The sequence below is a fragment of the Rossellomorea sp. H136 genome (assembly GCF_056838065.1).
The window spans coordinates 4,604,668-4,631,447 of sequence record NZ_CM166371.1; the positions used below are offsets into that span (position 1 = coordinate 4,604,668).

General features: G+C 42.0%; 23 protein-coding genes. 12 read left to right on the forward strand and 11 right to left on the reverse strand.

Annotated features, from left to right (window positions below; all coding sequences use genetic code 11):
* Window positions 1–4: 4 nt before the first annotated feature.
* The gene (locus ACYH0O_RS23110) at window positions 5–946 is read right to left on the reverse strand and encodes an MTP-1 family protein (RefSeq protein WP_482630491.1); all 942 of its coding nucleotides are present in this window, start codon (window positions 944–946) and stop codon (window positions 5–7) included.
* A 13-nt stretch (window positions 947–959) separates the two neighbouring features.
* Window positions 960–2,570, reverse strand: a complete 1,611-nt coding sequence (locus tag ACYH0O_RS23115; protein ID WP_482632650.1) for an alpha-glucosidase — start codon at window positions 2,568–2,570, stop codon at window positions 960–962.
* Between the two features lie 352 nt (window positions 2,571–2,922).
* Between ACYH0O_RS23115 and ACYH0O_RS23120 the strand changes: the two genes are divergently transcribed.
* The 5 genes from ACYH0O_RS23120 (at window position 2,923) to ACYH0O_RS23140 (ending at window position 7,838) form a co-directional block, all read left to right on the forward strand.
* A complete protein-coding gene (locus ACYH0O_RS23120; RefSeq protein WP_482630492.1) occupies window positions 2,923–4,188 on the forward strand; it encodes an ABC transporter substrate-binding protein in 1,266 nt (421 codons plus the stop codon).
* Window positions 4,189–4,251: 63 nt separating this feature from the next.
* Window positions 4,252–5,172: a carbohydrate ABC transporter permease gene (locus ACYH0O_RS23125; protein ID WP_482630493.1), complete on the forward strand. Its 921-nt coding sequence runs from the start codon at window positions 4,252–4,254 to the stop codon at window positions 5,170–5,172.
* A 19-nt stretch (window positions 5,173–5,191) separates the two neighbouring features.
* Window positions 5,192–6,046, forward strand: a complete 855-nt coding sequence (locus ACYH0O_RS23130) for a carbohydrate ABC transporter permease (RefSeq protein ID WP_482630494.1) — start codon at window positions 5,192–5,194, stop codon at window positions 6,044–6,046.
* A 72-nt stretch (window positions 6,047–6,118) separates the two neighbouring features.
* Entirely contained in the window at window positions 6,119–6,799 is a 681-nt protein-coding gene (locus ACYH0O_RS23135) for a YesL family protein (protein ID WP_482630495.1), read from the forward strand.
* 19 nt (window positions 6,800–6,818) lie between these two features.
* Window positions 6,819–7,838 carry a LacI family DNA-binding transcriptional regulator gene (locus ACYH0O_RS23140; protein ID WP_482632651.1) on the forward strand — a complete coding sequence of 340 codons (1,020 nt, stop codon included), beginning with the start codon at window positions 6,819–6,821 and terminating at the stop codon, window positions 7,836–7,838.
* 55 nt (window positions 7,839–7,893) lie between these two features.
* Here ACYH0O_RS23140 and ACYH0O_RS23145 read toward each other — a convergent pair whose 3' ends face one another.
* The 4 genes from ACYH0O_RS23145 to ACYH0O_RS23160 all read right to left on the reverse strand — a co-directional run bounded on the left by ACYH0O_RS23145 (window position 7,894) and on the right by ACYH0O_RS23160 (window position 14,472).
* Window positions 7,894–9,279, reverse strand: a complete 1,386-nt coding sequence (locus ACYH0O_RS23145) for a hypothetical protein (RefSeq protein WP_482630496.1) — start codon at window positions 9,277–9,279, stop codon at window positions 7,894–7,896.
* A gap of 205 nt (window positions 9,280–9,484) precedes the next feature.
* Window positions 9,485–12,109 (reverse strand): endo-beta-N-acetylglucosaminidase, encoded by a 2,625-nt coding sequence (locus ACYH0O_RS23150; protein WP_482630497.1) that lies wholly within the window; start codon window positions 12,107–12,109, stop codon window positions 9,485–9,487.
* Window positions 12,110–12,659: 550 nt separating this feature from the next.
* Window positions 12,660–13,349, reverse strand: a complete 690-nt coding sequence (locus tag ACYH0O_RS23155; RefSeq protein WP_482630498.1) for a GNAT family N-acetyltransferase — start codon at window positions 13,347–13,349, stop codon at window positions 12,660–12,662.
* Window positions 13,350–13,362: 13 nt separating this feature from the next.
* Window positions 13,363–14,472 carry a mandelate racemase/muconate lactonizing enzyme family protein gene (locus ACYH0O_RS23160; RefSeq protein WP_482630499.1) on the reverse strand — a complete coding sequence of 370 codons (1,110 nt, stop codon included), beginning with the start codon at window positions 14,470–14,472 and terminating at the stop codon, window positions 13,363–13,365.
* Window positions 14,473–14,559: 87 nt separating this feature from the next.
* Between ACYH0O_RS23160 and ACYH0O_RS23165 the strand changes: the two genes are divergently transcribed.
* On the forward strand, window positions 14,560–15,816 hold the full coding sequence (locus ACYH0O_RS23165; RefSeq protein WP_482630500.1) for a transcriptional regulator: 1,257 nt from the start codon (window positions 14,560–14,562) through the stop codon (window positions 15,814–15,816).
* A gap of 5 nt (window positions 15,817–15,821) precedes the next feature.
* Here ACYH0O_RS23165 and nhaC read toward each other — a convergent pair whose 3' ends face one another.
* The 4 genes from nhaC to ACYH0O_RS23185 form a co-directional block, all read right to left on the reverse strand.
* Window positions 15,822–17,243 carry a Na+/H+ antiporter NhaC gene (gene nhaC, locus ACYH0O_RS23170; protein ID WP_149154694.1) on the reverse strand — a complete coding sequence of 474 codons (1,422 nt, stop codon included), beginning with the start codon at window positions 17,241–17,243 and terminating at the stop codon, window positions 15,822–15,824.
* A gap of 153 nt (window positions 17,244–17,396) precedes the next feature.
* Window positions 17,397–18,176, reverse strand: a complete 780-nt coding sequence (locus ACYH0O_RS23175) for a transposase (RefSeq protein ID WP_482630501.1) — start codon at window positions 18,174–18,176, stop codon at window positions 17,397–17,399.
* Between the two features lie 165 nt (window positions 18,177–18,341).
* Window positions 18,342–18,596 (reverse strand): hypothetical protein, encoded by a 255-nt coding sequence (locus tag ACYH0O_RS23180; RefSeq protein WP_482630502.1) that lies wholly within the window; start codon window positions 18,594–18,596, stop codon window positions 18,342–18,344.
* Window positions 18,597–19,175: 579 nt separating this feature from the next.
* Window positions 19,176–19,850, reverse strand: coding sequence for a Crp/Fnr family transcriptional regulator (locus ACYH0O_RS23185; protein ID WP_482630503.1), 675 nt, complete (start codon window positions 19,848–19,850; stop codon window positions 19,176–19,178).
* A gap of 42 nt (window positions 19,851–19,892) precedes the next feature.
* Here ACYH0O_RS23185 and ACYH0O_RS23190 point away from each other — a divergent pair, with 42 nt between their 5' ends.
* From ACYH0O_RS23190 to ACYH0O_RS23200, 3 genes are read left to right on the forward strand one after another with little or no spacing between them, the layout of a single operon-like run.
* Entirely contained in the window at window positions 19,893–21,041 is a 1,149-nt protein-coding gene (locus ACYH0O_RS23190; protein WP_482630504.1) for an aminotransferase class V-fold PLP-dependent enzyme, read from the forward strand.
* A gap of 21 nt (window positions 21,042–21,062) precedes the next feature.
* Complete coding sequence (locus ACYH0O_RS23195) at window positions 21,063–21,188, forward strand: hypothetical protein (protein ID WP_482630505.1); 126 nt, start codon at window positions 21,063–21,065, stop codon at window positions 21,186–21,188.
* 3 nt (window positions 21,189–21,191) lie between these two features.
* Window positions 21,192–22,520: a Na+/H+ antiporter NhaC family protein gene (locus ACYH0O_RS23200; RefSeq protein ID WP_482630506.1), complete on the forward strand. Its 1,329-nt coding sequence runs from the start codon at window positions 21,192–21,194 to the stop codon at window positions 22,518–22,520.
* A 105-nt stretch (window positions 22,521–22,625) separates the two neighbouring features.
* Here the strand turns inward: ACYH0O_RS23200 and ACYH0O_RS23205 are convergent, their stop codons facing one another.
* The gene (locus ACYH0O_RS23205) at window positions 22,626–23,528 is read right to left on the reverse strand and encodes a helix-turn-helix domain-containing protein (protein ID WP_149154702.1); all 903 of its coding nucleotides are present in this window, start codon (window positions 23,526–23,528) and stop codon (window positions 22,626–22,628) included.
* 175 nt (window positions 23,529–23,703) lie between these two features.
* Here ACYH0O_RS23205 and ACYH0O_RS23210 point away from each other — a divergent pair, with 175 nt between their 5' ends.
* The 3 genes from ACYH0O_RS23210 to ACYH0O_RS23220 are packed head-to-tail and all read left to right on the forward strand — an operon-like array spanning window position 23,704 to window position 26,766.
* Window positions 23,704–23,853, forward strand: a complete 150-nt coding sequence (locus ACYH0O_RS23210) for a hypothetical protein (RefSeq protein ID WP_482630507.1) — start codon at window positions 23,704–23,706, stop codon at window positions 23,851–23,853.
* 1 nt (window position 23,854) lies between these two features.
* Entirely contained in the window at window positions 23,855–24,502 is a 648-nt protein-coding gene (locus ACYH0O_RS23215) for a YIP1 family protein (protein ID WP_426891882.1), read from the forward strand.
* A 14-nt stretch (window positions 24,503–24,516) separates the two neighbouring features.
* Entirely contained in the window at window positions 24,517–26,766 is a 2,250-nt protein-coding gene (locus ACYH0O_RS23220; protein WP_482630508.1) for a peptidase domain-containing ABC transporter, read from the forward strand.
* Window positions 26,767–26,780 lie beyond the last annotated feature (14 nt).

Genomic DNA, 26,780 nt, shown 5'->3' on the forward strand with positions numbered 1-26,780 from the left:
CTCCTCACTTCTCATATTGTAAAAATGGATCTTCCGTCACGACTTTTTGGGCTTCTGCATCACTGATTCCAGCGTAGAAATGAGCGGTTCCATCACTCTTTCTGACCAACCCACCACTAAATACGACATCCACTAAATCCGGACGTTTCGCTTCTCCTTCAAGAAAATCCGAACGGGTTCCGATCAATTGAATATCTGAATATTCACCAGTGTCTGGGTTTAAGATAAAGACCATCGGATAATAATGACGGTTTTCTTCTTCATCAAAGGAAGCAATATGACCAAGTACACCGACAAGTCCATTCGAAAGAAGATGGGCCTCATTTGCGCCTCCCCATTCTTCTTCGATAAATTGACCCTCTAATAATGGTGCGCTCTCTATTACCTCAGTCGTCAATTCTTCCAAGGAAGATATCTTTACAAACCCAATTTTGCCCCGACCTCCCTTTTCTCCTTGAGGTCTTGTCAATACACCGATCGAGCCATCCTTCAGCTCAACCAACCGAATATCTTTCATTCCATCCGGACCTTTTGCAAATTTCGTTAATTCGGCAATCGTCTTTCCTTTGTAAAAAACGGTTCTCCATCCTAACGCATACTCATTCGTCGGGTGAGGAAAGATTTGAACCCCTCCCAAAATGAGTTCCTCATGAATGATCGTATAGAATGGATCTTGAAGTTCAAATACAGGCGCATCCTCTCTTCGAACCCAGCCACCATCCCTCTCCACAAAGAAAACGACTTCCGAGTGTTCGGTATCCCTTCTTTCTACGCGTCCAGCGATAACAAATTCTCCACTGTCTAGAAAAGGAGCGGTGATATTATAGACATCATGACCCTCAACTCCTTTAAAGACCAATTTTTCTGCTTGTTCCGGCCTTTTTTTGTGTCGAAGCTCGTTCACAAGTTCCTGACATGTTTTCATTTTTCCTTTTTTAATGTTCATAAGTTATACTCCTTTATAATGTGATAATGATTGCCTCGTAAGGGAACAGCTCGATCGTGTTTTCAAGAATAAATTGTGAGCGCTTACTTGAAAGAGCCAAATTTGATTCGCTTGAAATCATATTTTGCAGGTGAATGACTGAGTTATTCTCACTGAAGTTTAAGAGAACGAGTACTCTTTCATCATTACTGTTCTTCACATATTTAAGAACCTGATCAGACTTAACCATTTCCTCATATTCCCCGGAATGAAGTGGTGACCATTGTTTCCTTATGGCTAAAAGCTTTTTGTAGTAAGAGAGAATCGAGTCAGGTTCGGATTCTTGATTGGACACATTTCGATCATTCCCAGCTGGAAGAATCCAGGGCTTATTCTGCGAAAAAACGTGATATTTCTCATGATTCCATTGCATAGGAGAACGTGATGCATCTCTACCTTTTTCATTTGCTATCCTTAGCGCTTCCTGTTCTGTCATTCCATCCCGTAATGCCGACTCATATGCTGTCGTCCCTTGAACATCCTTCATCGCCTGGATGTCATGTATCGTTACGTTCTCCATCCCTATCTCTTCTCCATAATAGATAAAGGGAACTCCTTTTGCCGTCATCATCAAAGTTGCCATCAGCTTAGCCTTATCCAGGTCTTTCTCATGACTACCACTGCCAAACCTCGAAATCGAACGGGGCATATCGTGGCTTCCAAAGAATAGTGTAGGCATTTGATCCTTTGAATGTACTTTTTCCATTTCAATCAATTGTTTATAAATATCTGGGAGATTAAAAGATTCTAAGCTTCCCAGATTAAAATTAAAAACGACATCAAGTTTGTCTTTTCCGCTGTATTTCGTTAACACATTGAGTTCATCCGATCCTACTTCTCCGACCATGAATTTGTCTGGATATTGATCAACAAAGGCGGAGAGGTCTCTTATAACATCAAGAATTCCTTCCTGGTCCTTATCATTGAGATGAATTTGTTCTCCCGTTTCCTCATTATAGGGATTGTCTTTCATTTCATGATGTACTTTCAAGAAGTTGACGACATCTAGTCTAAATCCATCCAGACCTTGATCAAGCCAATACTTCATTACATTGACCATTTCATTTCTCACTTCAGGGTTGCGCCAATTTAAATCAACCTGCTCTTTTGCAAAGGCATGGTAAAAGTACTGGTGAGTCGCTTCATCATATTCCCACGCACTGCCTCCGAAGAAGGATTCCCAATTATTCGGGCGGTCTTTCCATATGTACCAATCTCTCTTTGGATGATCCTTAGAAGACCGGGATTCTTGAAACCAGGAATGTTCACTGGATGTGTGGTTTAAAACGAGATCAGCAATCACCTTGATCCCCCGGTTATGGGCTTCTTTGATGAAAAGCTGAAAATCTTCCATAGATCCGTACTCTTCATCAATTCCATAATAGTCAGAAATATCATATCCATTGTCTACTTTGGGAGATGGATAAAAGGGAGTCAGCCAGATTCCGTCAATACCGAGGTCTTTTAGATAATCCAATTTTTGAATGGCTCCTTTAAAGTCACCTATTCCATCCCCGTTCCCATCGAAGAAACTTGGCACATACAGTTCATAGAAGACGGATTGCTTCCACCATTTCCCCGCCATATACACCTCGCTCCCTCCAAGTTGATATACATTACTAATATAATTATTTTAAATTACAAAATTTCTTTATAGGTCATTTTTACATTACAAATATAGTTAAGTCAATAAACTTTTAGATTTGAAATCGGCTATAAATGTACACACAAACACAATACGCCTTATAATATCAGCCCTCACCTCTATATTAATCTATTATTTAGAATTGTATTCATTTTAAAAATTCTAATTGACTACTAGAATTCAACATGGCATAATCATGTCAAGAAGTAACGTTACATTATAACGATTCACCTTTTGTTGTCATTCAGTAAAATGATAACGCTATCAAACTATTAACAATGGGGGTTAAGGGATGAAGGGAAAATGGTTTTCAAAGCTTACTGCAGGACTATTAGTGTCTTCTTTACTGGTTGCAGGCTGTTCAAACTCAGAAGAAGGCAGCACCGGTGAAAACGGAGGTCCGGTAGAATTAAAAGTGGGAACATGGGCTGGAGCAACAGAATTGAAAGAGTTCCAGGATATTGTTGATCAACTGAACGAAGAATCAGATGAGTACAATTTAACGATTCAAAGTATTCCTGCCGACTATTACAAGAAAATCCAGACGATGGCGTCAGCTAAACAAGCACCTGACCTCTTCTGGCTTTCACAAGAATACATACCCATGTATGCTGAACTGGGTGTGATCTCCCCACTTGATGAATATGTCAAAGATCATAAAGAAGTTGACATGGACGATTATTTCGAAGGCCCATTAGCCATTGGGCAATTGAATGAGAAGCTGTACGGACTTCCTTGGATTAACCAACCCATCATGTTGTATTACAATAAATCTCTATTTGAAAAAGAAGGCGTAGAAGTTCCTCAAGCAGACTGGACTTGGGACGATTTCTCGAAAACAGCGAAAGCCATTACCAAGGATACAGATGGTGACGGCAAAACGGATCAATACGGAACCAATATTGATGGATGGCCACCCATTTCAACTTGGGTATGGACGTATGGCGGAGAAATCATCGATAAAGACGGTAACGTGAAAATCGATGAGCCAGAAGCCATTAACGGTATCAAAAAATTTGACCAGCTGATCAACAAAGACAAGGTCGCTCCAGACAAGACCCAGTCCCAAAACACAGGCGGACCTGAAATGTTCAAAACAGGCAAGATCGGAATGTTCTTTGGCGGTGCCGGGGACGATTTCGAAAAGCAAATCGGCGATACATTTGAAGTCGGCATGACCGAGGTTCCTCACGCTACAGAGCAGGCGACATTCAGCTGGATTGCAGATACCGTTATGTCGAGCAATACAAAGAATAAAGACGTTGCGGCAGAGGCACTCATCGATTTAACGAATGCCATGCATGAGTGGAAGATCCTTCCTCCAACTAAATCAGATTTAGAAAATGTAGCAGACATCCGACCGGAAAAGGAATACGCACTCGATGTCATGAAAAAAGCATCGGAATATTCCAGAGGATATCATAACCAAAGCAAACAAGCTGAAATCGATACAGCTATCTGGCAATACCTATACGAACCAATCTTACTAGGAGATAAATCTCCTGAAGATGCTGCGAAAGAAACAGCGGACGCTCTACGAAAAATTCTGGGCCAATAACATAATTTAAGAGAATAAGCTGGTGTAAATCAGCTTATTCTTTTTCAAAAGGTGTTGATAAACATGAATAAGCTAAAGAAATATGAAGGACTATTATTTATATCACCCTATATTCTCGGGTTTCTTATTTTCACGTTATTCCCAATATCCTTCGCTTTCTATATCGGATTTACCGATTGGAACTCGTTTACGGATCCAACGTTCATCGGACTTCAAAACTATGTAGACTTATTTAACGATCCCAACTTCTTAAATTCACTTAAAGTAACCTGTATTTATGCTCTATTTGCCATTCCTTTGGGTATCATGTCCTCCCTGACGATTGCTGCCATAGTGAATATAAAGGTAAAAGGAGTCTATTTCTTCCGAACGGCTCTATACATGCCAGCAGTCGTATCAGGTGTTTCCATCGCCCTGTTATGGCGTTGGATCCTTGATCCGGAATACGGTCTTATTAATCTACTACTCTCTTACATAGGGATTGACGGTCCGAACTGGCTCGGCGACCCTAATTGGGTACTCCCTTCCTATATTATGATGGCCATTTGGGGCGCAGGCGGCGGAATGCTTACCTATCTTGCCGGACTTCAGGATATTCCCCGCAGCCTCTATGAATCTGCGGAAATAGATGGGGCGAATTGGTGGACGAAATTCACCAAGATTACGATTCCGATGCTAAGTCCTGTCATTTTCTACAATCTTGTCATGGGAATCGTCGGCTCATTCCGAAAGTTCAATGATGCTTATATCATTGGAGGGGCTGGAAACCAAGGTCAATTCTATATGGTCTATCTTTATGAAAATGCCTTTAACTATTATAAGATGGGATACGCAACAGCCATGGCCTGGGTCCTGTTTATCATTATCCTTCTCCTGACACTGTTTGTCTTTAAATCTTCATCTCTATGGGTGTTCTATGCAGGTGAAGTCGAACCTTCTCAGAAGAAAAAACGGAAGTTCACATTATTTAAGAAAAGATCCTAGATTCAGGAGGTGAAAGAACTTGTCAGCTACAACAATGACGAATCAGCAACGCAAAAAAGTCGAATCGTTATTCGTCTATCTATTCTTAATCCTTGCATCCATCGCGACCATCCTGCCTTTGTTCTGGATGATTTCGACTTCATTGAAGTCAGGGGACATCATCTTTGAAATCCCCCCGAAATGGATTCCGGAAACCTTTGAATGGGAGAACTATAAGCGGGCTGTAACGGATATCCCTTTCTTCCTTTACTTTAAGAACACCGTCATTATCACCGGGTTCCGAATGTTTGCCGAGGTATTCGTATCTGCACTCGTCGCTTATGGATTCGCACGATTTAACTTTCCAGGAAAGAACTTTTGGTTCGTAATCTTGCTTTCTACCATTATGTTACCTGGAGAAATAACGATGATTCCCGTTTTCATCATGTTCAGTGAAATCGGCTGGATTAACACGTTCAAACCGCTTATCGTCCCTTCCTTCTTTGGTGGGCAAGCCGTGTTTATCTTTTTACTACGTCAGTTTTTCATGTCCATACCGAAAGAGCTGGAAGAATCAGCTGTCATGGACGGAGCGAACAGGTTTCAGATTTTCTATAAGATTTTCCTGCCACTGTCCAAGCCCGCTCTGATTACGATCGGTTTATTTTCTTTCCAGGGCTCGTGGAACGATCTATTGGGTCCATTAATGTACTTAAATGACTCCAGTAAGTTTACCCTACAGCTTGGACTAGCCATGTTTAACGGGATGACGAAGGTAGAATGGGGTCCTTTAATGGCCGCTTCCTTACTCGTACTGCTTCCGACCATTGTGATCTTCTTCTCAATGCAGAAGCACTTTGTCGAAGGGATTACCGTAACCGGAATCAAAGGGTGAACACCCGGGGGGGGTGAGGAGGATTACTCTCTTTATCCCTGCTTTTATTCTATTACAATGGAGATGACACGTATGAATCTCTCAAAAGACTTGAACGAAAATATCTTTTATCGCATTCTTAATTTCACGTATTGGTTCTTACTGACCAATATCTATTTCTTCCTGTTCACCGTACCATTTTGGATGGTCTTGCAATTTTTCTGGAATCCTGCCAATCTATTCAGCTGGGGCCTTCTTCTAGTCAGCTTGCTGCCGGTCGGTCCTGCACTGACAGCCGTGTTCAGTGTGATGGGGAAGTTACATCGAGAGAAGGCTATCTCCGTCACAAAGGACTATTTCTCAGCAGTGAAAGGAAACTTTCGTCAAGCCCTGCTTCCTTGGACCATTCAATTAATGATAACGTCCATCGTCATTGGCGATATCTTATTTCTTGCCGGTCATGAAATCGGCTCTTATGTTACTCCACTATGTTATTTGATTCTGATTACAAACGGCATCGCAGCCTTATATCTCTACCCCATACTGTCCCGTTTAGAAGTTCCACTTAGAGGACTATTAAAACTTGCATATGGCTATACATTATTTAACATCAAAACAACCCTTTTCCTTATTAGTATGGTAGCCGTAACTGGTATACTAGTATATATCATTCCATTTATTTCATTATTCTTCGCCATCGGGCCATTTTGTTATGGAGTTATGTGGATCATGAAGAATATTACAGTAGAACTAGAGAAGAAATTAATCGTTTAGCAGATTGCGAGTGAAAATGATGAAGAAGAAAGTAACGATGCAAGACATTGCCAATCGTTTAAATATATCGAAGAACTCTGTTTCACAAGCATTGACAGGAAAGCCCGGAGTCAGTGAAGAAACAAGAGAAATGGTAAAGAATGCTGCAAACGAGCTGGGTTATGATTATCCTAAATCCCGTCAGTTATCAAACGGGAAGAAAAAAGGAAGAATCGCTCTCATCGCATCGGACTTGGCCTTCTCCCTGAAAAGCTTCTTTGGTGAGATATTCTTAAGCATTGAAAAGGAAGTGGTTCAGAGAGGGATGACATTGCAGATTCAGTCGATCAACAAGGAATCGACGATACAACTGATTCTCCCTTCTTTCATAGAGAATAAATCGGTGGACGGCATTATCATTCTTTCACATATCAGCAACGACTACATCAATAAAGTCATTGCTACAGGAATACCGACCGTTATGATTGATCACCATCATCCGACGAATCAGTCGGATGTGATTATTACCAATAATCGATTCGGTGCCTATACTGCCGTCGAACATTTGATAAAACTAGGACACAAAGAAATTGCATATGTAGGAAATGTCGAGTACTCCCCAAGTTACCAGGAGCGATATGAGGGATATATCCATGCATTACGGGATCACCAACTGACACCAGCTGAACCCATAATGTTTACTGATGCCATAGAAGAAGAAAGCATCATTTACGATTATATTCAGAACCTGACGAATAAACCGACAGCTTGGTTCTGTGTAAACGACGGACTGGGGTTTCTCGTGAACTCATGCCTTCAGCAGCAGGGATTAAAAGTCCCCCAGGATGCTTCTGTTTGTAGCTATGATAATGGTCAACTCTCACAGTTAGCCAACCCTAAAATTACTACGATGGATATCGACTTAGAGCTATATGGTAAGAAAGCCGTGGAACAACTGTGTTGGAGAATGGAAAATCGTGGGGAACCTTTTCAAGAGATTTTGATTTCTTCAGAATTAATTAAAAGAGACTCTACCGTGGCTCCCATAGTGAAAGCCTAATCCTCATAATAAAACAGACCTAAAGAAAGGGGGAACCAATCTTTAGGTCAGTTTTTTAATTTAAATCAAATACACGAACAAATGCTACACCTTTTGCCTCTATGGTCAGTTCATTCGAATCCATAAATGCTTGAGCCCCTACGTTGAATAGATTCCCTTTTAGGTTTACTTTGGCAATTTTATCTTCAGGATAGGGATTATAGTACATATACAACGGAGGACATTCCGGTCTAAAAAAGTCTGTTCGAGAGATGTTCAACTGAAGAATATTGGGTTCACTTGTTTTCTCCACCATTGCGTCCCACCAAAGGGTATAGGCCCCGCCATAAACAGACTTATGGGTATGAAAGTCACCAAATGCATATGGAGATTTTCCGTTTTTATCACAGTGTAAGGTCTCGTATGGTACATCAGTTGGCAAATCCGGTCGGCTTTGAAAATCTGCATCCAGATAATCCCCAAAGAAAAGCCGCGCATTTGCTGCGACATGAAGAGCATACTTCCCGATCGTTTCAGCAAGCTCCTTTTGGTAGCCGGCAACAGGCAGTAAGAAAGGGAGCAGAAGAAGGGACTCTAAGCTATAAGCTGTCTGAGAAGCTTCCTCTCTTGAGTATCCTCTCCATCCCCGCATCAACCCGTTAATTTCTTCATCTCCCCATTTTCCTATGTGCAGACATCCTTGCTCCGGGTCCATAGTAAAATCAACGATCTTCTCTAAGTCAAATGAATAACCTAAGTGAATCAACCGAGTGGCTGCTAATACAGCCATGGCACCACTTGGGATCTCATACCATGGATTATCTGTAAAGGATTGATAATGCTTCATGGCTATCAAGGCTTCCTGTAAATATTTCTCTTCACCAAATACTTCATAGCCAACCAACATTAAATAAGAATATGCACCAACCGTATCAGGCTGCCGATAGAAATTCTTATTCGTAAATGGCTGATGGGTAGAAAAGTCAAAGCCTTGATCATTAAAGTTATAATCATTAACCTTTGCAATGTTCATTAATGTTTCTATACTTCGCTCGACCAGTCGTAAATACTCTTCCTGATCATGTAATGACTGGCGAATGATTTCAAACGCATAGCAATTGACCAGCATTAGATACCAGTATTCTTCTTTGTTGTTGGCGGGATGGTTTAGAAAAATGGAATATTCATCACTGAAATAGGTCTTTAATGTTGGCAAGAATTCCTCAACAAGGTCACCTCTTAACCGTTTTCCAAGTATAATACCTCCATATGTAATAAGCTCGTGATTTCCATCTTCTACAAATGCACCGAATCGTTTAAATCCTTGGGAGTCTGTAAACATCACGTTGTTTTTTTCATCTAAGATATGGCTGTTGAATCGGTTGGCGATGAATTTCCAATCCAGTGGGGGGTTTTGGGGAAGATCTGGCATTTGATGAATAGATTGATTATGCTTTTTCATATTCTCACCTTTTTCATTAGGATATGATCAGAATTAATCTGCTTTAGTATTTATTCAATCCATTTGCTCCATTTACCTTTTTAAGTTTCGCCAAATTTAGGAGTTAGAGAATATGAAAAGAGATGGGAAGATGACCGTTTTCATGTGAAGAATATAAGTTTAACAGCCTAAAAAAGGAAAGAACGTCTCCGCTCTTTCCTTCCATTTAAAATCCGTAAACTTCCATCTCGTAAATCCGTGCAGCCTGATCCCCTGTTTGAGTAGGTTCGTTTATCGATAAACGAACGAAGCGAGCTTCTGTCACCGGTATCGTATGCTCGGTAACAGAGGCTTGATTATCATCCACGCTTACGTTCTCTTCCCACGCTTCTCCATCCATACTTGTCTCTATAACAAAGGATTTCGTGTTAAACGCCGGAGATTCTCCTCCTGCTTCAGCATGTTTCACGATGAATTTAGATAAATGATACGTATCTTGTAAATCAACCATCATCCACTGATCCGTTCCAAGCGCACACCATTTACTGTTATTCTCCACTACCCCATCAACAGCCTTATCTGCTCCTTCACTTGGAGCACAGGCACCACTTGATTCAGTCGCTTTATTCAAGGCAACATTTTCAATCGCATCCGCGTCTTCAGAGACGAAAATATACGCTTGTTTCGTCATGACATCTTCGCCCGATGTATTCCGAGCCGTCAACGTAACTGAAAATAACCCCTCCTCTAGATATTGAACAACAGGGTTTTCCTCTGAACTAACCCCCGGCTGACCGCCCTCGAACTGCCATTCCCACTCTTCCGTGACTTCTGAAGCTTCACTGAAGAATTGTATCTTATCCCCTGGGCGTATAACCGTTTGATCGACCCGAAAGTCTGCTTCCGGCTTTGGATAGGCTGGCCAGTCCATCGTGACGACACTGCCTTCTCCTCTTACAAGCTCTTCGCCTACTGGTACCACCTCATAAGAAGTAATTTCTTCTTTTCCATTCCTTTTCAAATCATTTAAGGCTAAGACATGGTTTGGAGTTGCTCCTACCCATTCTTTGGAACCATCTGAATGAATTCTGTACACCTCATAATGTTTAACTTCGTCCATTTTATTCCATGACAACCTGACATCCGCATATAAACCATCTGCAAAATGTACTTGAGAGACCTCAAAACCTGTTGGCTTTCGAGGCTTATCTTTTCCATCTTTATCATTGTAAATCTTCATTTCTCCTATATGGATTTCATAATCCTCAGGTTTTTTAACTTTATCGAAGTGAAGGGATACGGAGGAAAGACGTTTTCCCTTAAATTTTGTGAGATTAAACGTTTGTGTGACCCAATCTCCGCGACTCTTCTTTTTCACTTTTAATAAGGAAGTCTTATCATAATCAAAGCCTAGTTGTACGTCCATCTCTGGTTTCTTTTCATCCGTTTTATACGTAATCGAAAACTTTGTGTCTTTGGTAATTTCCACATCTGTTTCATAAAGAGACAGAGTTGTCTTGCTATTCTCGTCACGCGTGCCTTGAACTTTCAATGAACTCCCACCGTAGTAAGACGTACTCCAATCATAGGCTGGACCTAATAATTCGCCTTCACCTTCCACTTTCCAACGCCAAGTCGGTAAAATGTCTTGGAGACTTCGGTTATTCCACTCCCGTTCAGATAACTTTTCTCCGTCAATGGCAAAGAATTCTCCACTCCCCGTATTAAAGTTCGTCGTGAATGGAAGCGACTGAATCGTTGTCTTTTCAGAAAAATGACTTGAAATTCCAGGCCAATTCACTTCAGGATCCCCTGTCCAAAACGCTTCTTCTTTTTGATAAAACTCGTTCATCGCACTTGACGATTTAAATGCCCAATCCGGGCGATAAATACCAAGAGATGTCCAAGGAGAACCGTCCTCCCTGAATAGGTTGTCCCACTTCACCGAGGTTTGAGTCCCGTTTGCTTCCACATCTATTCCTGAATACAAATCGAAAGGAAATCGTCCAATTTCCAACGCCTTTTCATACGAGCGTTCTTGACTTTCACCCCTCCACCAGAAATTCAGGAACATACTGTCGGATACACGTTGGCCCTCATCTTGCAGAAAGTACGTATTCTCATCCGTCAAATAGTTCTGCCAATCTATTTCGCCTGATTTCACCATCGAATCATACCACATAATCTCAAAGTCCTTTGGCTTATGATTCTGAAGGTAGATAAGAAACTCTTGCATCTTCTCAGCTCGCTCCTCGTCTCCACCCTCGGTCTCCTGATTAATAAACCAGCCGTCAAACCCATAATATACTGCTACTTCAAGCAACTTGTCAGCAGCCGGGAACGACCCATCCTCCCGCTGAGTCAACATTTGATCGACCCACTCTTCTTTTCCGCCATACACTTTTGGCGGGAAAAAGACGTTTCCTAAAATCGGTACCCCGTTACGGTGAGAAGCATCGATCACATCAGCACTCGGTGGCACGATGATACCTTCTCCAGAAGAACCTGCCCAGTACACCATCACGTCTACATATTGCCAAAAAGCAAATGTATTCGCATAAAACTCCTCTCCTCCTTGAGAAGGTACTCCACTTGTATGAGGGTTCAAAGCAGATAAAGCTACAACACGTGCAGAATCGGTACCTTCACTTGACTCTACCCGTTTCGCCATAGGAACCATGGACCTGTTGTAGGCTGCGTCCGGATCCTGGTCAGGCGACCATTCTAGAAGACCTTCCGGATACCAATGAGAAGAAGTGGGACCTTCCGCCAATACTGCCATGGGAAATAGAAACAAAACGAAAAACATGAAACTTCCAACCATTCTTTTATAACCGTTCTTCATTTCCATTGCTCAACCTCCTATTATGAATGGATCAATCCTTTTATCGCCTCGTTCCAATCCACCCCCTTCATGAATTAGAAACTACTAATCTCCTTTTTGTAAACGTTTACAAAAATAGAAAAAAGCAGATGAATTAAATTTAATTTAGTCGAGAAGGTAATAGGAATCAATTGATTTGGAGGATGTTGTAAAGTATGAACAGTTAATCTTTAAATATTACAGTCTATTTATTTATCAATCTGGGAACGAATTTATGAGAAGCTGGAGGGGAAGGTTCATATTATAGGTGCTTTGTATGTGAGTTTGAAGCTTCCCTCATAAGTATCAATGGGAGGGAACTTCTTATGAATCGGGAAATGAAAATTAAAAAATCATTGCAATATTAATAGATGAAGCTAATAAGATTCGGTCCGAAAATCAAGTATTAAGAACAATTTAAATTTAAAACATATCAAAATGGGAAAACACCTTTTCAAACTCATATCCTAGATTCAACAATTTCATAGTTCAAAAAAAGGAAGCACGAGAACCGTCCCGATGCTTCCCCCGTGTCCGCTTAACCCTTCACGTATACAACATTGTTTTCTGATTCGAGTGATATTCCACGCCATCCGGCTTTTAATAATTCCTGTTGTTTCGAGACATCAGCCATCGGTACTTTCTCCATGTTGTACATCTCTCTTTCATCTTTGCCGTCGAGTCGTTTGACGAAGATGTAGCGCAGTTGATGGTCATATTTATGTTTCAGGGCAGCGATGTGCATGCCCTGTTTGAATTTGTCTTTCATACTCGGGATATTGAAGGGAGCGACTGTGCAGGCTACATAGGTGAAGGTCCGGTCCAGGTTCTTCACTTCATCCATGATCAGGTACGCCAGTGTCTGTTGGAGGCGGTTCCCTCTGTACATCGGATGTACGATCGATATTTCCTGGTAGATAACCTGTGGAAGCTCCTCAGTGGCCAACCCGATATCAAGGCCAAGATGCTCGTCATCTATGTGCGGGATCAACAAAGCGCGGAAAGCAATGAGTCCACTCCCCGTGAAGGCTCCGATCATCAGTCCATTCCCCTCCAGGATATAAATGAATTCCTCTTGACTGAGGGGCTGCAGAGTCGATTTTTCATTGAGCTCCTCCACCACTGTCTCCTGCAGATCGAGTATTTGCCGTAAATGCTCCATCTCCAACAAACGTACTGTATAAGGTTCTTTCGTCTTTTCCAAAACGCCTTCGAATAGTTGCTCCATGCTTTACATCTCCTTACTCTATGTCACTTGTATACTTGGTCAATTCATTCAATATCCCTTTATCCACCTTCACCCCAAGGCCCGCTTTTTCGTTCAGGCGGATGAATGGAATATCATTTTGGAGATCCCCGATATCCTTGGAAAACTTAATCGGGCCAGTCAATTCTACACTCGTGATCGCTTTTTTGGAAAACGCGACGTGGAATCCAGCCGCTGACGCGATAGATGATTCCACCATCGATCCGACCTGGCATTCCATACCCGCCATCTCAGCCATATGAGTGAGCATGACTGCAGGATAGATTCCTCCGCATTTCATCAATTTAATATTTACTTTATCCGCTGCCTGCTTTTGAATGATATCACGCATCTCACGTTTTCCCTTTAAACCTTCGTCGATCATTAGCGGGAGAGTGGTCATCGATTTGATCCTGACCATGCCTTCGATATCATCGGCTGCTACAGGTTGCTCGAGCCAATCGATGCCCAGTTCTTCAAGAAAGCGAATGGCCTTCAAAGTCCTGCTGCTGTTCATCCATCCCTGGTTGACGTCTACCCGGATCGGTACATCGCGGCCCACTCGTTCCCGGACCGCCCTGATCCGCTCAATATCCTGGTCGATAGCTGTCCCGACCTTCATCTTAAGAGATGCAAAACCTGCTTCTATCATCCTGGCCGCTTCCTCTGCCATTTGCGCAGGCTCTGTTATGCTTAACACGTGGGTCAAGGGAAACGCTTCATGATAGCGTCCGCCCAACAGCTGATAAACCGGCTGGTCCAATGCTTTTCCTATAATGTCGTAGCAGGCGATATCGATGGCCGCCTTAGCAGCAGGCGCGTTGTAGATCGCTTGATCCATCAGTTCATGGATCTTCTCGATTTGAAAAGGGTCTCGGCCGATCAATGCCGGGGCAAGCGTATATTTGAGCACCTGGAAGGTACTTTCCCATGTTTCTCCGGTCACATGCTCATCAGCAACTGATTCGCCATACCCGATGATCCCCTCATCCGTCTCCATCTCGACGATAATGGAAGGCATGTCATCGTACGTATGATAACTGATAATAAAAGGCTCTTTAAGCGGCAGTCTTATGGCATACAAATTGATTTTCTTTATGATCATATCAAACTCACTCCTATTCTTCTAACATCTTTTCGCTGGGCTTGGTATAATGTCGTTATATAGTCGTTATTAAGGAAAGGAGAACCTATGAAAACGAAAATCGCCCTGATCGGTTCAAAGGATTTCACCCATCATGTAGTAACAGCCATTGCGCCTGATCTTCCCACCATTGACATTATTCCCTACATCTACACAGATCCCACTGAAGCAAGCAAGCTGCTGACAACGATCACTCCATGCGATGCGCTATTATTTTCTGGGGCGCTGCCATACTTTTTTTCAAAAGAGGCATGGAGCCCCATCACCATTCCTGTTCTTTACCTTGAGCAGGATGAAACAGCACTGGTCACCTCTTTACTATATATCCTCCACCATCATGGGATACATCCCCAGAGGGTATCAATTGATTTGATGGATACCTCCATCATCGATCATGTTGCATCGGACCTGCATCTCAAGAATCCGCCCCGCCATGTGAAGGACTGCAGGGAACGCCTGCCCCACCACTTCGACATCAGAGAATTCACGGAATTTCACAGGCATCTGTATGAATCAGGTGAGACGGAGCTTGCCTTGACGAGCATCCATGCGGTGTATGATCAGCTGATTCAATTGGATATTCCCTGCATGAGAATGATTGATCCAACAAAGTCGCTTATACGTACGATTCATGAAGCAGTTTCCCAAGCCGAGCTGTCTAAACGAAAAGCAGCCACTATCGCAGCTGCCACTATTTCCTTACATGATGAAAGAAACAATCTTCCTCTTAAATCCCTGGCCCACCTGATGAGAGGGAATCTCCAGAGTGAGGAAGATTCCTATATAATCTACAGCAATAGAGGAAGCATCGAGGCTTTTCTAGAAACCGATGAATTCTCCACTTTGTTCGAGAATGGATATAGCATTCACATCGGATTCGGCTATGGAGACACCGCACAACAGGCAAGGGCAAACGCAGAGGCAGCCCTGTCATTTGCAGAACGGAACAAGACCGAAAGCTGCGCTTTTATCTTAAATGAAGAAAAAGAACTGTCCGGTCCTTACCCTGCACAAACGAGCAAGCAACAATTAAAGAATAATCATCCCAACTCGCTGACACTGGCGAAACAATTGAAAATGAGTCCTGCCAATTTGTCCAAGCTCATTCAATTCCAACAATCCCGTTCCTCCCGGGAGTTCACGGCTGCAGAGCTGTCGGATTACCTTCAAATCACCCGGCGCTCATCGGAACGGATCTTGAAGAAACTGGTCGACAACGGGTCAGCCAAGATCACTGGAGAAGAAATGACCTATTCCCAAGGAAGGCCCCGAGCCATCTATGAACTGACCTTCCCCATCTATTGAGCACATCAGGAGGAAATCGTCGCATCCTCCTGTTCCGCTGCCTTCATTTCCGTCTCACTCAGCTTTTCAATGGTGAAACCGGTGAATGCATAGATGATGGAAATGACCGGCACAACGAAATTCAGTACCGCATAAGGGGCGTACTCAAATGCATGAACACCGAGAGTCCCTAATATGAACACACCGCACGTATTCCATGGGATGAAAACCGACGTCAGCGTCCCACCGTCCTCCAGAGCCCGGGACAAATTCTTCGAATGCAGTCCTTTTTCTTTATAAGCATTGGCATACATCCGGGAAGGAACGACCACCGAAATATACTGTTCTGAACAGGAAGCATTGGTGGCAAAGCACGAAACGACAGTGGACGCCACAAGACCCTTCGCTGTTTTGGTCACCTTCAGGATCTGATTGACTATCGCCGACAGCATGCCCGTATGCTCGAGGATCCCCCCGAAGGTCATGGCAACGATCGTCATGGATACTGTGTACATCATCGAATCAAGGCCACCGCGGGAAAACAGGTCATCGACCATCGTATTCCCCGTTTCAATCACATATCCGCTTTGCAGGGCTGAAACCGCATCAGCAAACGAATCACCTTGAATAAATACCTGTGCTCCGACCCCCAGGACGATCCCCACTATCAGGGCCGGGATGGCAGGAACCTTTCGCGCTACGAGCACAATGACAAGAAGTGGCACAATCAAAAGGAAAGGTGACACGACAAAGCTGTCCTGCAGAACGCCGATCGTATTCTCGATTTCTGCCGTATCGACCCCGTTCTTTCCAAAATTCCTACCGAGATAGGCATACACTAGAAGGGCGATGACAAATCCGGGAATGGTCGTATATAGCATATGGCGGATATGTACAAACAAATTGGTGTTGGTCAGTCCCGAAGCAAGATTCGTCGTATCCGACAACGGCGACATTTTATCACCAAAGTAAGCCCCTGAGATAATGGCACCGGCTATCATCGGAGCGGGAATCCCCATACTCATCCCGATTCCCATGCCGGCCACCCCGATCGTCCCCATCGTCGACCATGAGCTCCCGATGGCAAGGGAGACAATCGCACAGATCACCGCAATGGACAGCAGAAAAAGGGACGGCGTGATCATTTTCAACCCGTAATAAATCATTGTCGCCACAACGCCCCCTCCAATCCAGGCACCGATCGTCAATCCGACCAGCATGATGATGACAACGGCCGGAAGAGCTAGGCGGATCCCCTTATACATCGCCTCCTCAATCTCTTTCCACTTGAAGCCGGCAAACCAGGCAACAAGCGCTGCCGTGGTCGTCCCGATGATGAGCGGGATGTGCGGCCCCTGCTCCAACACCACGATCGTGATGGCCATGACCGTAATCATGACGAGCAGCGGAATAATTGCCAACCCAAAAGACATTTCCTTTTTCTTCATCCAAATTCCCCCTTGTAATCCCCTTTGTTTTTAGACAATTTTAAATTGTCGCTAAATAGACGTTATATAAGTACTATAATGGGAGAGTGGGAAGTCGTCAATCGGATATTGGTAGGAAGCATGGGGACGGTTCTCCTGCTTCCAAGACGTTTTTTATGCTTTAAATACAAGATTCGGAGAAATGCCAAAAATCCTCGCAGCCTGTCTTTGAGATAGTCCATTGATCCCTTTTACTTTTCTCAGAACTTTCGTTCGTTCTTCCTTAGGCAAACTCTTCACTTGTGGGATTTCCAAGCTTCCTAGGCATTTCCTGATTTCCTCTCTTGCTTCATCGTCTGATAATCTCCTTTTATGAAAATCACTATCTTCTAAGCACTGATCATTATTATTTCTTTCATTAAACTCTTTAAATCTCATCCGGGAAACCGAAATGTCAGGAGAAAACAAATTTAATAGATAATGAGGATCAAGCAGGTTCGGAGGGTAGCTCTCCTTCCCATAATAGCCTAGGCAGCTGCTCCACTTCCATTCATGGGGATGGTTTACGATTCCTGCTTTTACAGGGTTTTGGTGAATGTATCTTGTGGCGATGAGGAGGTACTTGCTGTTTTCAACATTTTCACTTTTGAATCGATCCTGGAAGAGATGTCCGGTTGTTCTGTATTTCCAGTTGTAATACTTGGCGTAGCTGACACCTATACGCTTCATCACGATTGAAATGCTTTCATTTCCCTCTTTCAACAGAAGGTGGACATGATTCCCCATCAAGCACCAGGCATACATCCTTATTTCCGTTTTGATTTTATATTTTTTCAAAATACCCAGAAATTTCATCTGGTCTTCCTCATCGTGAAAGATTTCCTGTTTATTCGCCCCCCTAACGATCACATGGTAGATGCCACTTTTGCTTTTCGTCCTTGCATCCCGAGGCATCCCATTCACCTCCAAGTTTCATCATTTATACGTCATCACTTTTTTCTCTTCCCCTGTTAACGATGCGATAGACGGTCGTACCATTTTTCGTAATGAAAGAGCTTCATTGAGAGATTTATCGGAAATACATTCTTCTCCCTGAAGGTCGGAGATGGTCCTTGCCAGTTAGATGATTTTGATTTGTACACGATTGCTGAGTCCTTTCTGAATGGATAATTTCTGCAAATCCTTTTGTTGTTCAGGCTTTAATGGGCTTTTCTTGATTAACTCCTCAAAAGGAACACTTCCATAGCGGCAATATTGTCTTCCCCTTGTAGCGCTCACCTGTTTCTTTATTTCCGATGATGTCTCAATACCTTTGAAACCATGATTCCTCAAATTCACTACTTTCAATGAAAGCAAAATATCGATTTGATCCAAATAGGACCACATATACGACTTCTATGCGTCTTAATTTGCTTCTCGGAACATGTACAATAATGCTCATTGGAGCCTAAATATTAGCGGAAACATTTCGACCCATACTTCCCCTTGATCAAGAGAGGGGCAACTTGATTAGCCGGTGCCCCTCTAATCTATCTGATAGTTTCTTTTTTGGGTGAGTTGTTAAATCAAGAAACACCTAATGAGGAAAATAAACAATGTTTATTACATGGGGATGATCAATAGGGATTATGCAATTATCTGGGGTTAAAAATGTTTTTTGTAGTGGAATGGAACTGGATGGGTGAATAACATGATTAGAACATACATGCGAGGGTGAGAATTTACAGGATCAGCATAAAAAAGGGACTTGATGTGGAAAGGAGGATAGGTTTAAGCAAGTCTTTCTTACCATATAATAAATCTACCATAATTGTTTAAATATTACAAAAACTTAATTATAAAAATAAGGAAAGGAAGCATGAGAACCGTCCCGGTGCTTCCCCGGTGCTTCCATATATGTAAAATACTTTACTGTTTCTATTACATTTAGAAACTATACTGACATTAGGGGATTTATTTATAGTTTGACAGGGAATGGATGTCAGGAATTTTATAGTACTTTTCTTTCTTCAGGAGGAAGCCTTCTTCTATAAGCTTATTTAAGGTATTTACAACCGTTACTCTTGTTGTACCTACCAGATCCGCTAGTTCTTGGTGTGTAAATGTGATGGAAATGATAAAGCTCTTCTCACTCTCTTGCTGTCCAAATGTTAGTGCCAGATGTAGTAAGGATTCAATAATTCTTCTATGCGATGGACCAAATGACAGTTGGATCGAAGATTTTGTTAAAATGTTCATCTTTATATTCGTCAATTCCATCCATTGTTTCATTTTTTTCTTATCTTCAAGAAGAATTTGTTCGAATTGACGAATTGGATATTTCAGAATGATAGAAGGAGCTGCCGTAATAGCACCTGTAAGGTAGGTTTCGGAGGAAGAAATGCCGCATTCACCCAATAAACCGTTTTGTCCGATGATTGTTATGGCCTTCTCCCTCCCATCCTCTGAAGTTAGAAATAAGCGTACTCTTCCTTTTTTCACTATGTAAATGGCATCAGCCCTTTCTTCCTGTCTAAAAATGACATGATGCTTCTTACATTCAATCTTATGACCAAACTGCTCAATATCCTGCCAATCAAAAGGAAGATTTTCCAACCATGGTGAAAGGCTTTCGACAAGTAAATCCATATTAAATCCCCCTACTCTCTCTCTGAAAGGATGTATAACAACATGTCTTATCTTTATGATGCGTATCGAAAGGAATTTCCTATTTTGCAACAGTACAGCCAGCTATCCAGTTGTTCTCAAAGTTCTCTGCACCAAGAGGTAAAAGCTTCTGTTACGAAGTATATGAACTCATGGGAACAAAGCGGGATGGACTGGGAAATGTGGATGACTGCTTGTGAAGAAGCGAGAAGTCAATTCGCACAGCTCATCAATGCAGAACCTTGCGAGATCGCCATTGTTTCATCTGTTTCTCATGCCGTTTCGGCCATTGCTACAAGCCTAAAACCACAAGCCAAAAAAAACGAGATACTCGTAACGGATTTCGATTTCCCAACCGTTGGTCATGTCTGGCTTTCTCACCAGGAACGCTACCAGATCAACTATTTAGAAGCAAAAGAAGATGGAACCATCTCCTTAGAAGATTACGAAAAGGCGATTTCAGACCAAACACTCCTTGTATCCACTTCACATATTTCTTATTATAACGGATTTAAACAAGATTTATCTGAATTATCTAAAATTATACACAGTAATGGGAGTCTATTATTTGTTGATGCTTACCAATCTGCTGGACAAACCCCTATCGATGTCAAAGCCATGGATATTGATATGCTTTCAACAGGCTTGCAAAAATATATGTTAGGTATTCCAGGTATAGCTTTCTTATATATTCGTAAAGAGTTAGCAGAGACATTAACTCCTTCCATCACTGGTTGGTTTGGTCAGAATAACCCTTTTGCATTTGATATACGAAATAGCACTTATGCGGATGGAGCTAGACGATTCGATTCGGGAACCTTCCCCATGATTAATGGATTTGCAGCGAAGGCAGCATTAAATATATTACTGCAATTGAACATGAAAGAAGTAGAAATGTATCTACAATCCTTATCGGAAGTAGCCATTCAGGCGGCTAAAGATTCTGGATTAACGATCAAAAGTCCTCTTGATGTTACGAAAAAAGGTTCAAATACAGCCCTCTTCATTCCGAACGCCGGGCAGGCTGAAAAACGAATGAAGGAACACGGATATATTGTATCCGCTCGCAATGACGTAATTAGAATCGCTCCTCACTTTTACAATTCAGCTACAGAAGTGAAAAACGCCATTTATGCTTTAGCAGAGGTACACGCTCAATTAAAAGTGAACTAACTTATAAGGGGGAATAGGTAAATGAAAAGAGAAGAGACACTACAATTTTATGGTGGGGTTCCTGTTTTATTAGTACCATTCGCTGCAATGTTTGTTGGGATTCTATGGCTGGGTTTCACCGGTGCTGCATTGCCAGAAGCTTTTTGACCGATGATATTGCTTGGTATTTTACTAGGATTACTATTAGCAAAAGATAAGAAATTGTACATTGACTCTCTTATTCATGGAATTAGTTCGAATATGCTTGCCATTATGTTATTGGCATGGTTCTTGGCAGGTATTATGGGAAAGCTCCTCAGTGCTTCCGGACTAATTGAAGGATTGGTCTGGGGATTCCTTAATATGGGGATTACCGTTGCCTGGTTCCCTCTCATCACGTTTCTCATCGCTGCATTCATGAGTATGTCGACAGGGACAGCCGTTGGGACCTTAATCGCTGCAAGCCCTATTTTATTTCCGGTCGGCTATATGCTAGGAGCAGATCCATTACTAATTGTAGGTGCGATCATAGGAGGTTCATTTGTCGGTGACAACCTGGCTCCCATATCAGATACAACCATTGTGTCAGCCTATTCTCAAGGAACCACCATTGATAAAGTAGTCAAAAGCAGGATCCGCTATGCAATTGCTGCAGGTGCCATTACCATTGGATTCTACATTATTATGGCATTAGTAAAAGCGAATAATAGTGCGACCGTCCAATTACCAGATGAACTGAATCCATTAGGTCTTATTATGTTAACGGTTCCGCTATTGCTCCTTTTTATGATGATAAAGGGAAAAGATTTAGTTACGGCTCTTCTCTACTCTACATCCATTGGAATCATCGTTGCACTCATTTCAGGTCTTATCCAATTTAAAGATATTTTACTTATTAACCGGGCTGAATTTACTGCGGGTGGTATTATCATTGATGGGATCTTCGGTATGGTTGGTGTCGCTGTCTTTACCATTTTCTTAATGGGCATGATCGGAACCCTTCAAAAAGGTGGCTTCATTGACTGGCTCATGGTGAAATCAGAGTCCTTTGCTACTACTCCCAAGCGTGCTGAAATCACCATCGTATTCTTAGCATTACTGATTAACTGTCTGACCACTGCAGGAACCCCGACCATGGTTATGCTAGGATCCTTTGTTCGCAGACTAGGACATAAATTTAAAATTGCACCGTGGAGACGAGGCAACTTACTAGATGCTTGCTCTACATCAATCATAGGATTTCTCCCATATAGTGTGGCCGTACTCATTCCTTTTGCCTTTGTTGGGGATATGGTTGATAAAAATGCCTATCCAACCTTTACTCCTGTCGGGGTAGCACCATTTGTCGTATACTGTATCGCAATGGTAGCTGTTATCATATTCTCCGCAATTTCCGGTTGGGGACTTGAGTTTATGAGCGACAAAGAACACCTGGATGAAACGAAGGAACTGTACGATGAGGATGACCATGATGGAGCTGGTGCTTCTAAATTAGCTTAGTTTTGGGGAAGCATGGGGGGGGAAGCATGGGGACGGTTCTCATGCTTCCTTCGAATAAAAAAAAGAAGCACGAGAACCGTCCCGGTGCTTCCTCGGTGCTTCCACTTACTCCTTGTCCAAATACCCCTTCTTCAATTCGCGAACTATATTTAAATAATTGTCATTGCCAAGAAATCCATAAATAAATTCCGCGTTTCTATAAGCTTCTTTTATGCTCGAACAGTCTCCATTCATCTTTTCATAACATTGCCCCTGGTAATAATAAAAATTCCCAAGCATCGAGATATTCTCATTTTCTTTGGACTCTTTTATTCCCTGAACGACCGTTTCCAGTGCCTCCTGATATTTCTTCAAGTCATACAGGGTCTTGGCCTTGTTATATAAGATTCGCAGCCTGTAGATTTCCGGCTGACGGAGCAAGGAAGGGGTAACCTCTTTAAATTGACTCTTCAAGGCTTTGTTATAGTACATGAGTGACGCTGTAAGGTTATCGTTCTCTCCATGGATAAGGGCTAAAGAGTTTAGGATTTTGAAATGAAGAAAACCCTTTTGATTGATCAAAAAATATTCTTCTTTAAGTAAATCCTTTAAGAGCGACACAGTCATCTGGTAATTCTCTCTCTTTAGACGGTAAGAACTGACGACATTCATCCATCTTAAATATTGCTCGAACCAAGTACGGTTGTTTGTTTCCATTGTCCGAAGTTCTTTTTGTGTCAATTGGTGAACATCATTGAATCGCTGCTTAATAGATAAGTTTTCAATAAAAGAAACGGTTCTGTTTATGTATTCTACATTATCATCCAATAAATACTGCAAGAAATAACTGATTGGTTTATTTAACTTCAAAGAGATAAAAAAGATTGTTTCAAGAGTAGGTTTGGTCTGCCCTCTCTCGATCAAACTTAAAGCTGACTGTGTACACACATCTTGCGCCAAGTCCTTCTGAGTCATGGAATTTTGCTTTCTTAGACGGATGATTTCCTTACCCAAATCCACTATTCCCATATTACCCCCATCTTTCTAGTCAAAATATCATCTAGGTAAAGTATGACTTATATACCTTAAATTGTCATCTGTAAATATGAATCTACTTATATTTTGTTTATTTTCAAAAAATTTAATTGTATAGTTGGGTTGCAGTACAGAATACTACATAAAACAAATTCTAGGAGGAATAACCATGACAGCTTCAGCTTTGTTATTGACTATTGGATTAAGCATCGGTGGGGGAGCGGATAATGCCGACATTGCCGACCGATTAAAGGATATCATTCCCGTCGATATTGAGAATGATTTGCCACACGAATTCAGTGTAAAAGTGGATAAATAATATGGAACTTCGCCACAAGATACCCGGACCGTCCTTGATCTTCAAGCCCAAAACCGAATCAGGGAAAATCGCTGATAAACCGACATTATGGAGACCTGCTACACTATCATTGATCATTCTTCTGGCTGCTCTTGCAATAGGTGTATTGCTGACGGATACCAGCAAGTTATCCTTTACCGAGGAAAATCTGAATAGTGCAGAAAGAGTGCAGGCATTTATAATAGGAGCAGTTGCCGTAATCGCCCTCTTCTTCATCTCCCAATCTATACTTGCTTTATACTTGTACCTAACCGTCAAGATGTTCAGGCATTTCAGCTCGTATCGAGAATTACTGTCTTTAGCATTCTTCGTTTCCATACCGGTTTCTCTCGCAGAATTATTGAAGGAATCCAGTCCTTTATTCACTGCCAAGGAAAATATCACAGCACTGTCCTCATATATGGGAGGATCCCCTATATTGCAAGGGGCCATTGCACCAATGGAAATATTCAATATATGGAGTTTGGTCATTCTCACCATCGGTCTCCGTCAACTGACCAAACTAAAGACCTTTAAAGTCTTATTCATTGTTGCCGGCCTTGTGATATGGGACTCACTAACAAGTATGGGGACTGCTTATATCACCGATTTATTCAGTGAACCGAAATAAAATGAGGGGAAATTATGAAAAGAAATATACTTGTACGCCAACATGATAGCAATGATTGTGCTCCTGCATGTTTAGCCATGGTTTCTTCCCATTACGGTAAAAAAATGGAGCTTTACAAATTCAGAAATAAAATGCAAACGCAGCGTAAAGGAACCATACTTAGCGATCTCGTAAAGACCGCCAATGAAATAGGCTTTATCAGTAAACCTATAAGGGTGGATAAAGAAGGATTTCAAAGTAGATTCACCCTTCCTTCCATAGCCCAAGTCATTCTGGAAAATGGTCAAAGCCACTTTGTCGTCATCAGGGAAATCTACAAAAACAAAGTAGTATTATTAGACCCCGGCCAAGGGAAGCGTGTAGAAAGCATAGATTCGTTTTTTAAATACTTTACGGGACTGATGGTGCTCCTTACCCCAAACAACAATGTTTTTGTGAAGAAAAATGATGAGGTGGCAAACAAGAAAGTATTCCAGCGGTTCCTCACTCTGTTAACCCCTCACAAATGGCTGTTAGGGATGATCATTTTAGCATCCATTACGTTGACAGTGACGGGGATTGTCGGTTCATTTTTCAATCAAGTGATCTTCGACCAGGTCATTCCCAATAACTTAGAGACGCAGCTCCTGGTCTTCACCCTGTTATTCCTGGGAGTTTCCTTGGTACAGGTAGTGATTGGTTTCATCAGGGCTCAGTTGGCCATTCATGTATCTCAGAAAATGGATATCTCTCTAGTATTAAATTATTTCAAGCATATTTTCAATTTACCTATAAGCTTCTTCTCCACCAAGAAAACAGGTGATATCCTGACCCGTTTCGGAGACAGCTTTGTCATTAAAAATGTACTGACCAATTTAGTGCTGACCGTCTTTCTGGACTTGATCCTGGCTCTGGGGACCGGTATCATCCTGTTTAACATATCCCGAGAACTGTTTATGATCATCGCCGTTATAACCATCATTCACATCATCATCGTTTATTCCTTTAAGGAGCCTTTCAAGAAGTATAACTTAAAGAAAATGGAGCAGGACTCAAGGTTGAATTCTACTATAGTCGAAAGCTTGAATGCCATTAACTTTGTAAAATCTTCGAATCATGAGAAATCCATCATGGATCGAGTCGAAAAACATTTCATAAAGTCTCTTAAGATTGATTTCAGAATGCAGCATTTAGCGAATCTTCACGACAGCATTTCTTCCACTTTGATGACGATCGGAAGCCTCGCTCTTATCTCTTACGGTGCTTTGATGGTGATGAATGAAACCATGTCCATTGGTGTTCTGCTTACATTCAGTGTCCTATCCTCTTTCTTCATGGATCCGATAAACCGATTGGTGAATATGCAGCTGGAGATTCAGGAAGCGGACATCTCCATGAAACGTCTGTCAGAGATTCTTGATATTAAAGAAGAGCCCTTGGAAGATGACAAAAAGATCGAATTTAAATCCATTCAGCATTCAGTTACATTTGAAGACTTGAGTTTCGGCTACCGTACAGGGAAAAATACGTTGAAAGATATCAACATCTCCATCAATAAAGGGGAGCGCACAGCCATAGTAGGAACTTCGGGATCTGGAAAGTCCACTCTAGCCAAGCTTCTAGTTGGCCTTCACTCCATAAATGAAGGAAGAATATTAATTGATGATGTAAATACCCAAGATTACACATTAACTTCTTTACGTAAACGAATAGGCTATTGCCAACAGGATGTCCAGCTGCTTCCCGGGACAGTCTTTGAAAACCTGACCCTTGGGCAGGAACACCACGAAATTAAAGATATTCAAGAGGTTCTCGGCAAGATTGGCTGCTCAGGATTTATCCATACGCTGGATGACGGGTATGAGACCCATATTGAAGAATCAGGCGTCGGGCTTTCCGGAGGGGAGAAGCAAATCATCAATCTTACCCGCTGCCTATTAAAGAACCCTGAACTCATTGTACTCGATGAAGCCACAAGCAATATGGATTCAATGAGAGAAAAAGAAGTTTTCGAACAACTATATACCAACTTCCCGAATAAAACGATGTTGATCATCGCTCATAAATTAAGCCTGATAAAAAATTGTGACAAGATCATAGTAGTCAAGGATGGGCAAGTCCTTGAAACAGGGACCCACCAATCGTTAATGGACACCAAGGGGGAGTACTATCACCTTTGGAACGCACAGCATAGCGAGATTCACTCTGGCAGCCAGGTGAAGGGACTTTCAGAAGCCGATACATGTAACGACTACGACGAAAACGATGATGTTTTTCAATACTAATTAGGAGTGAGGTA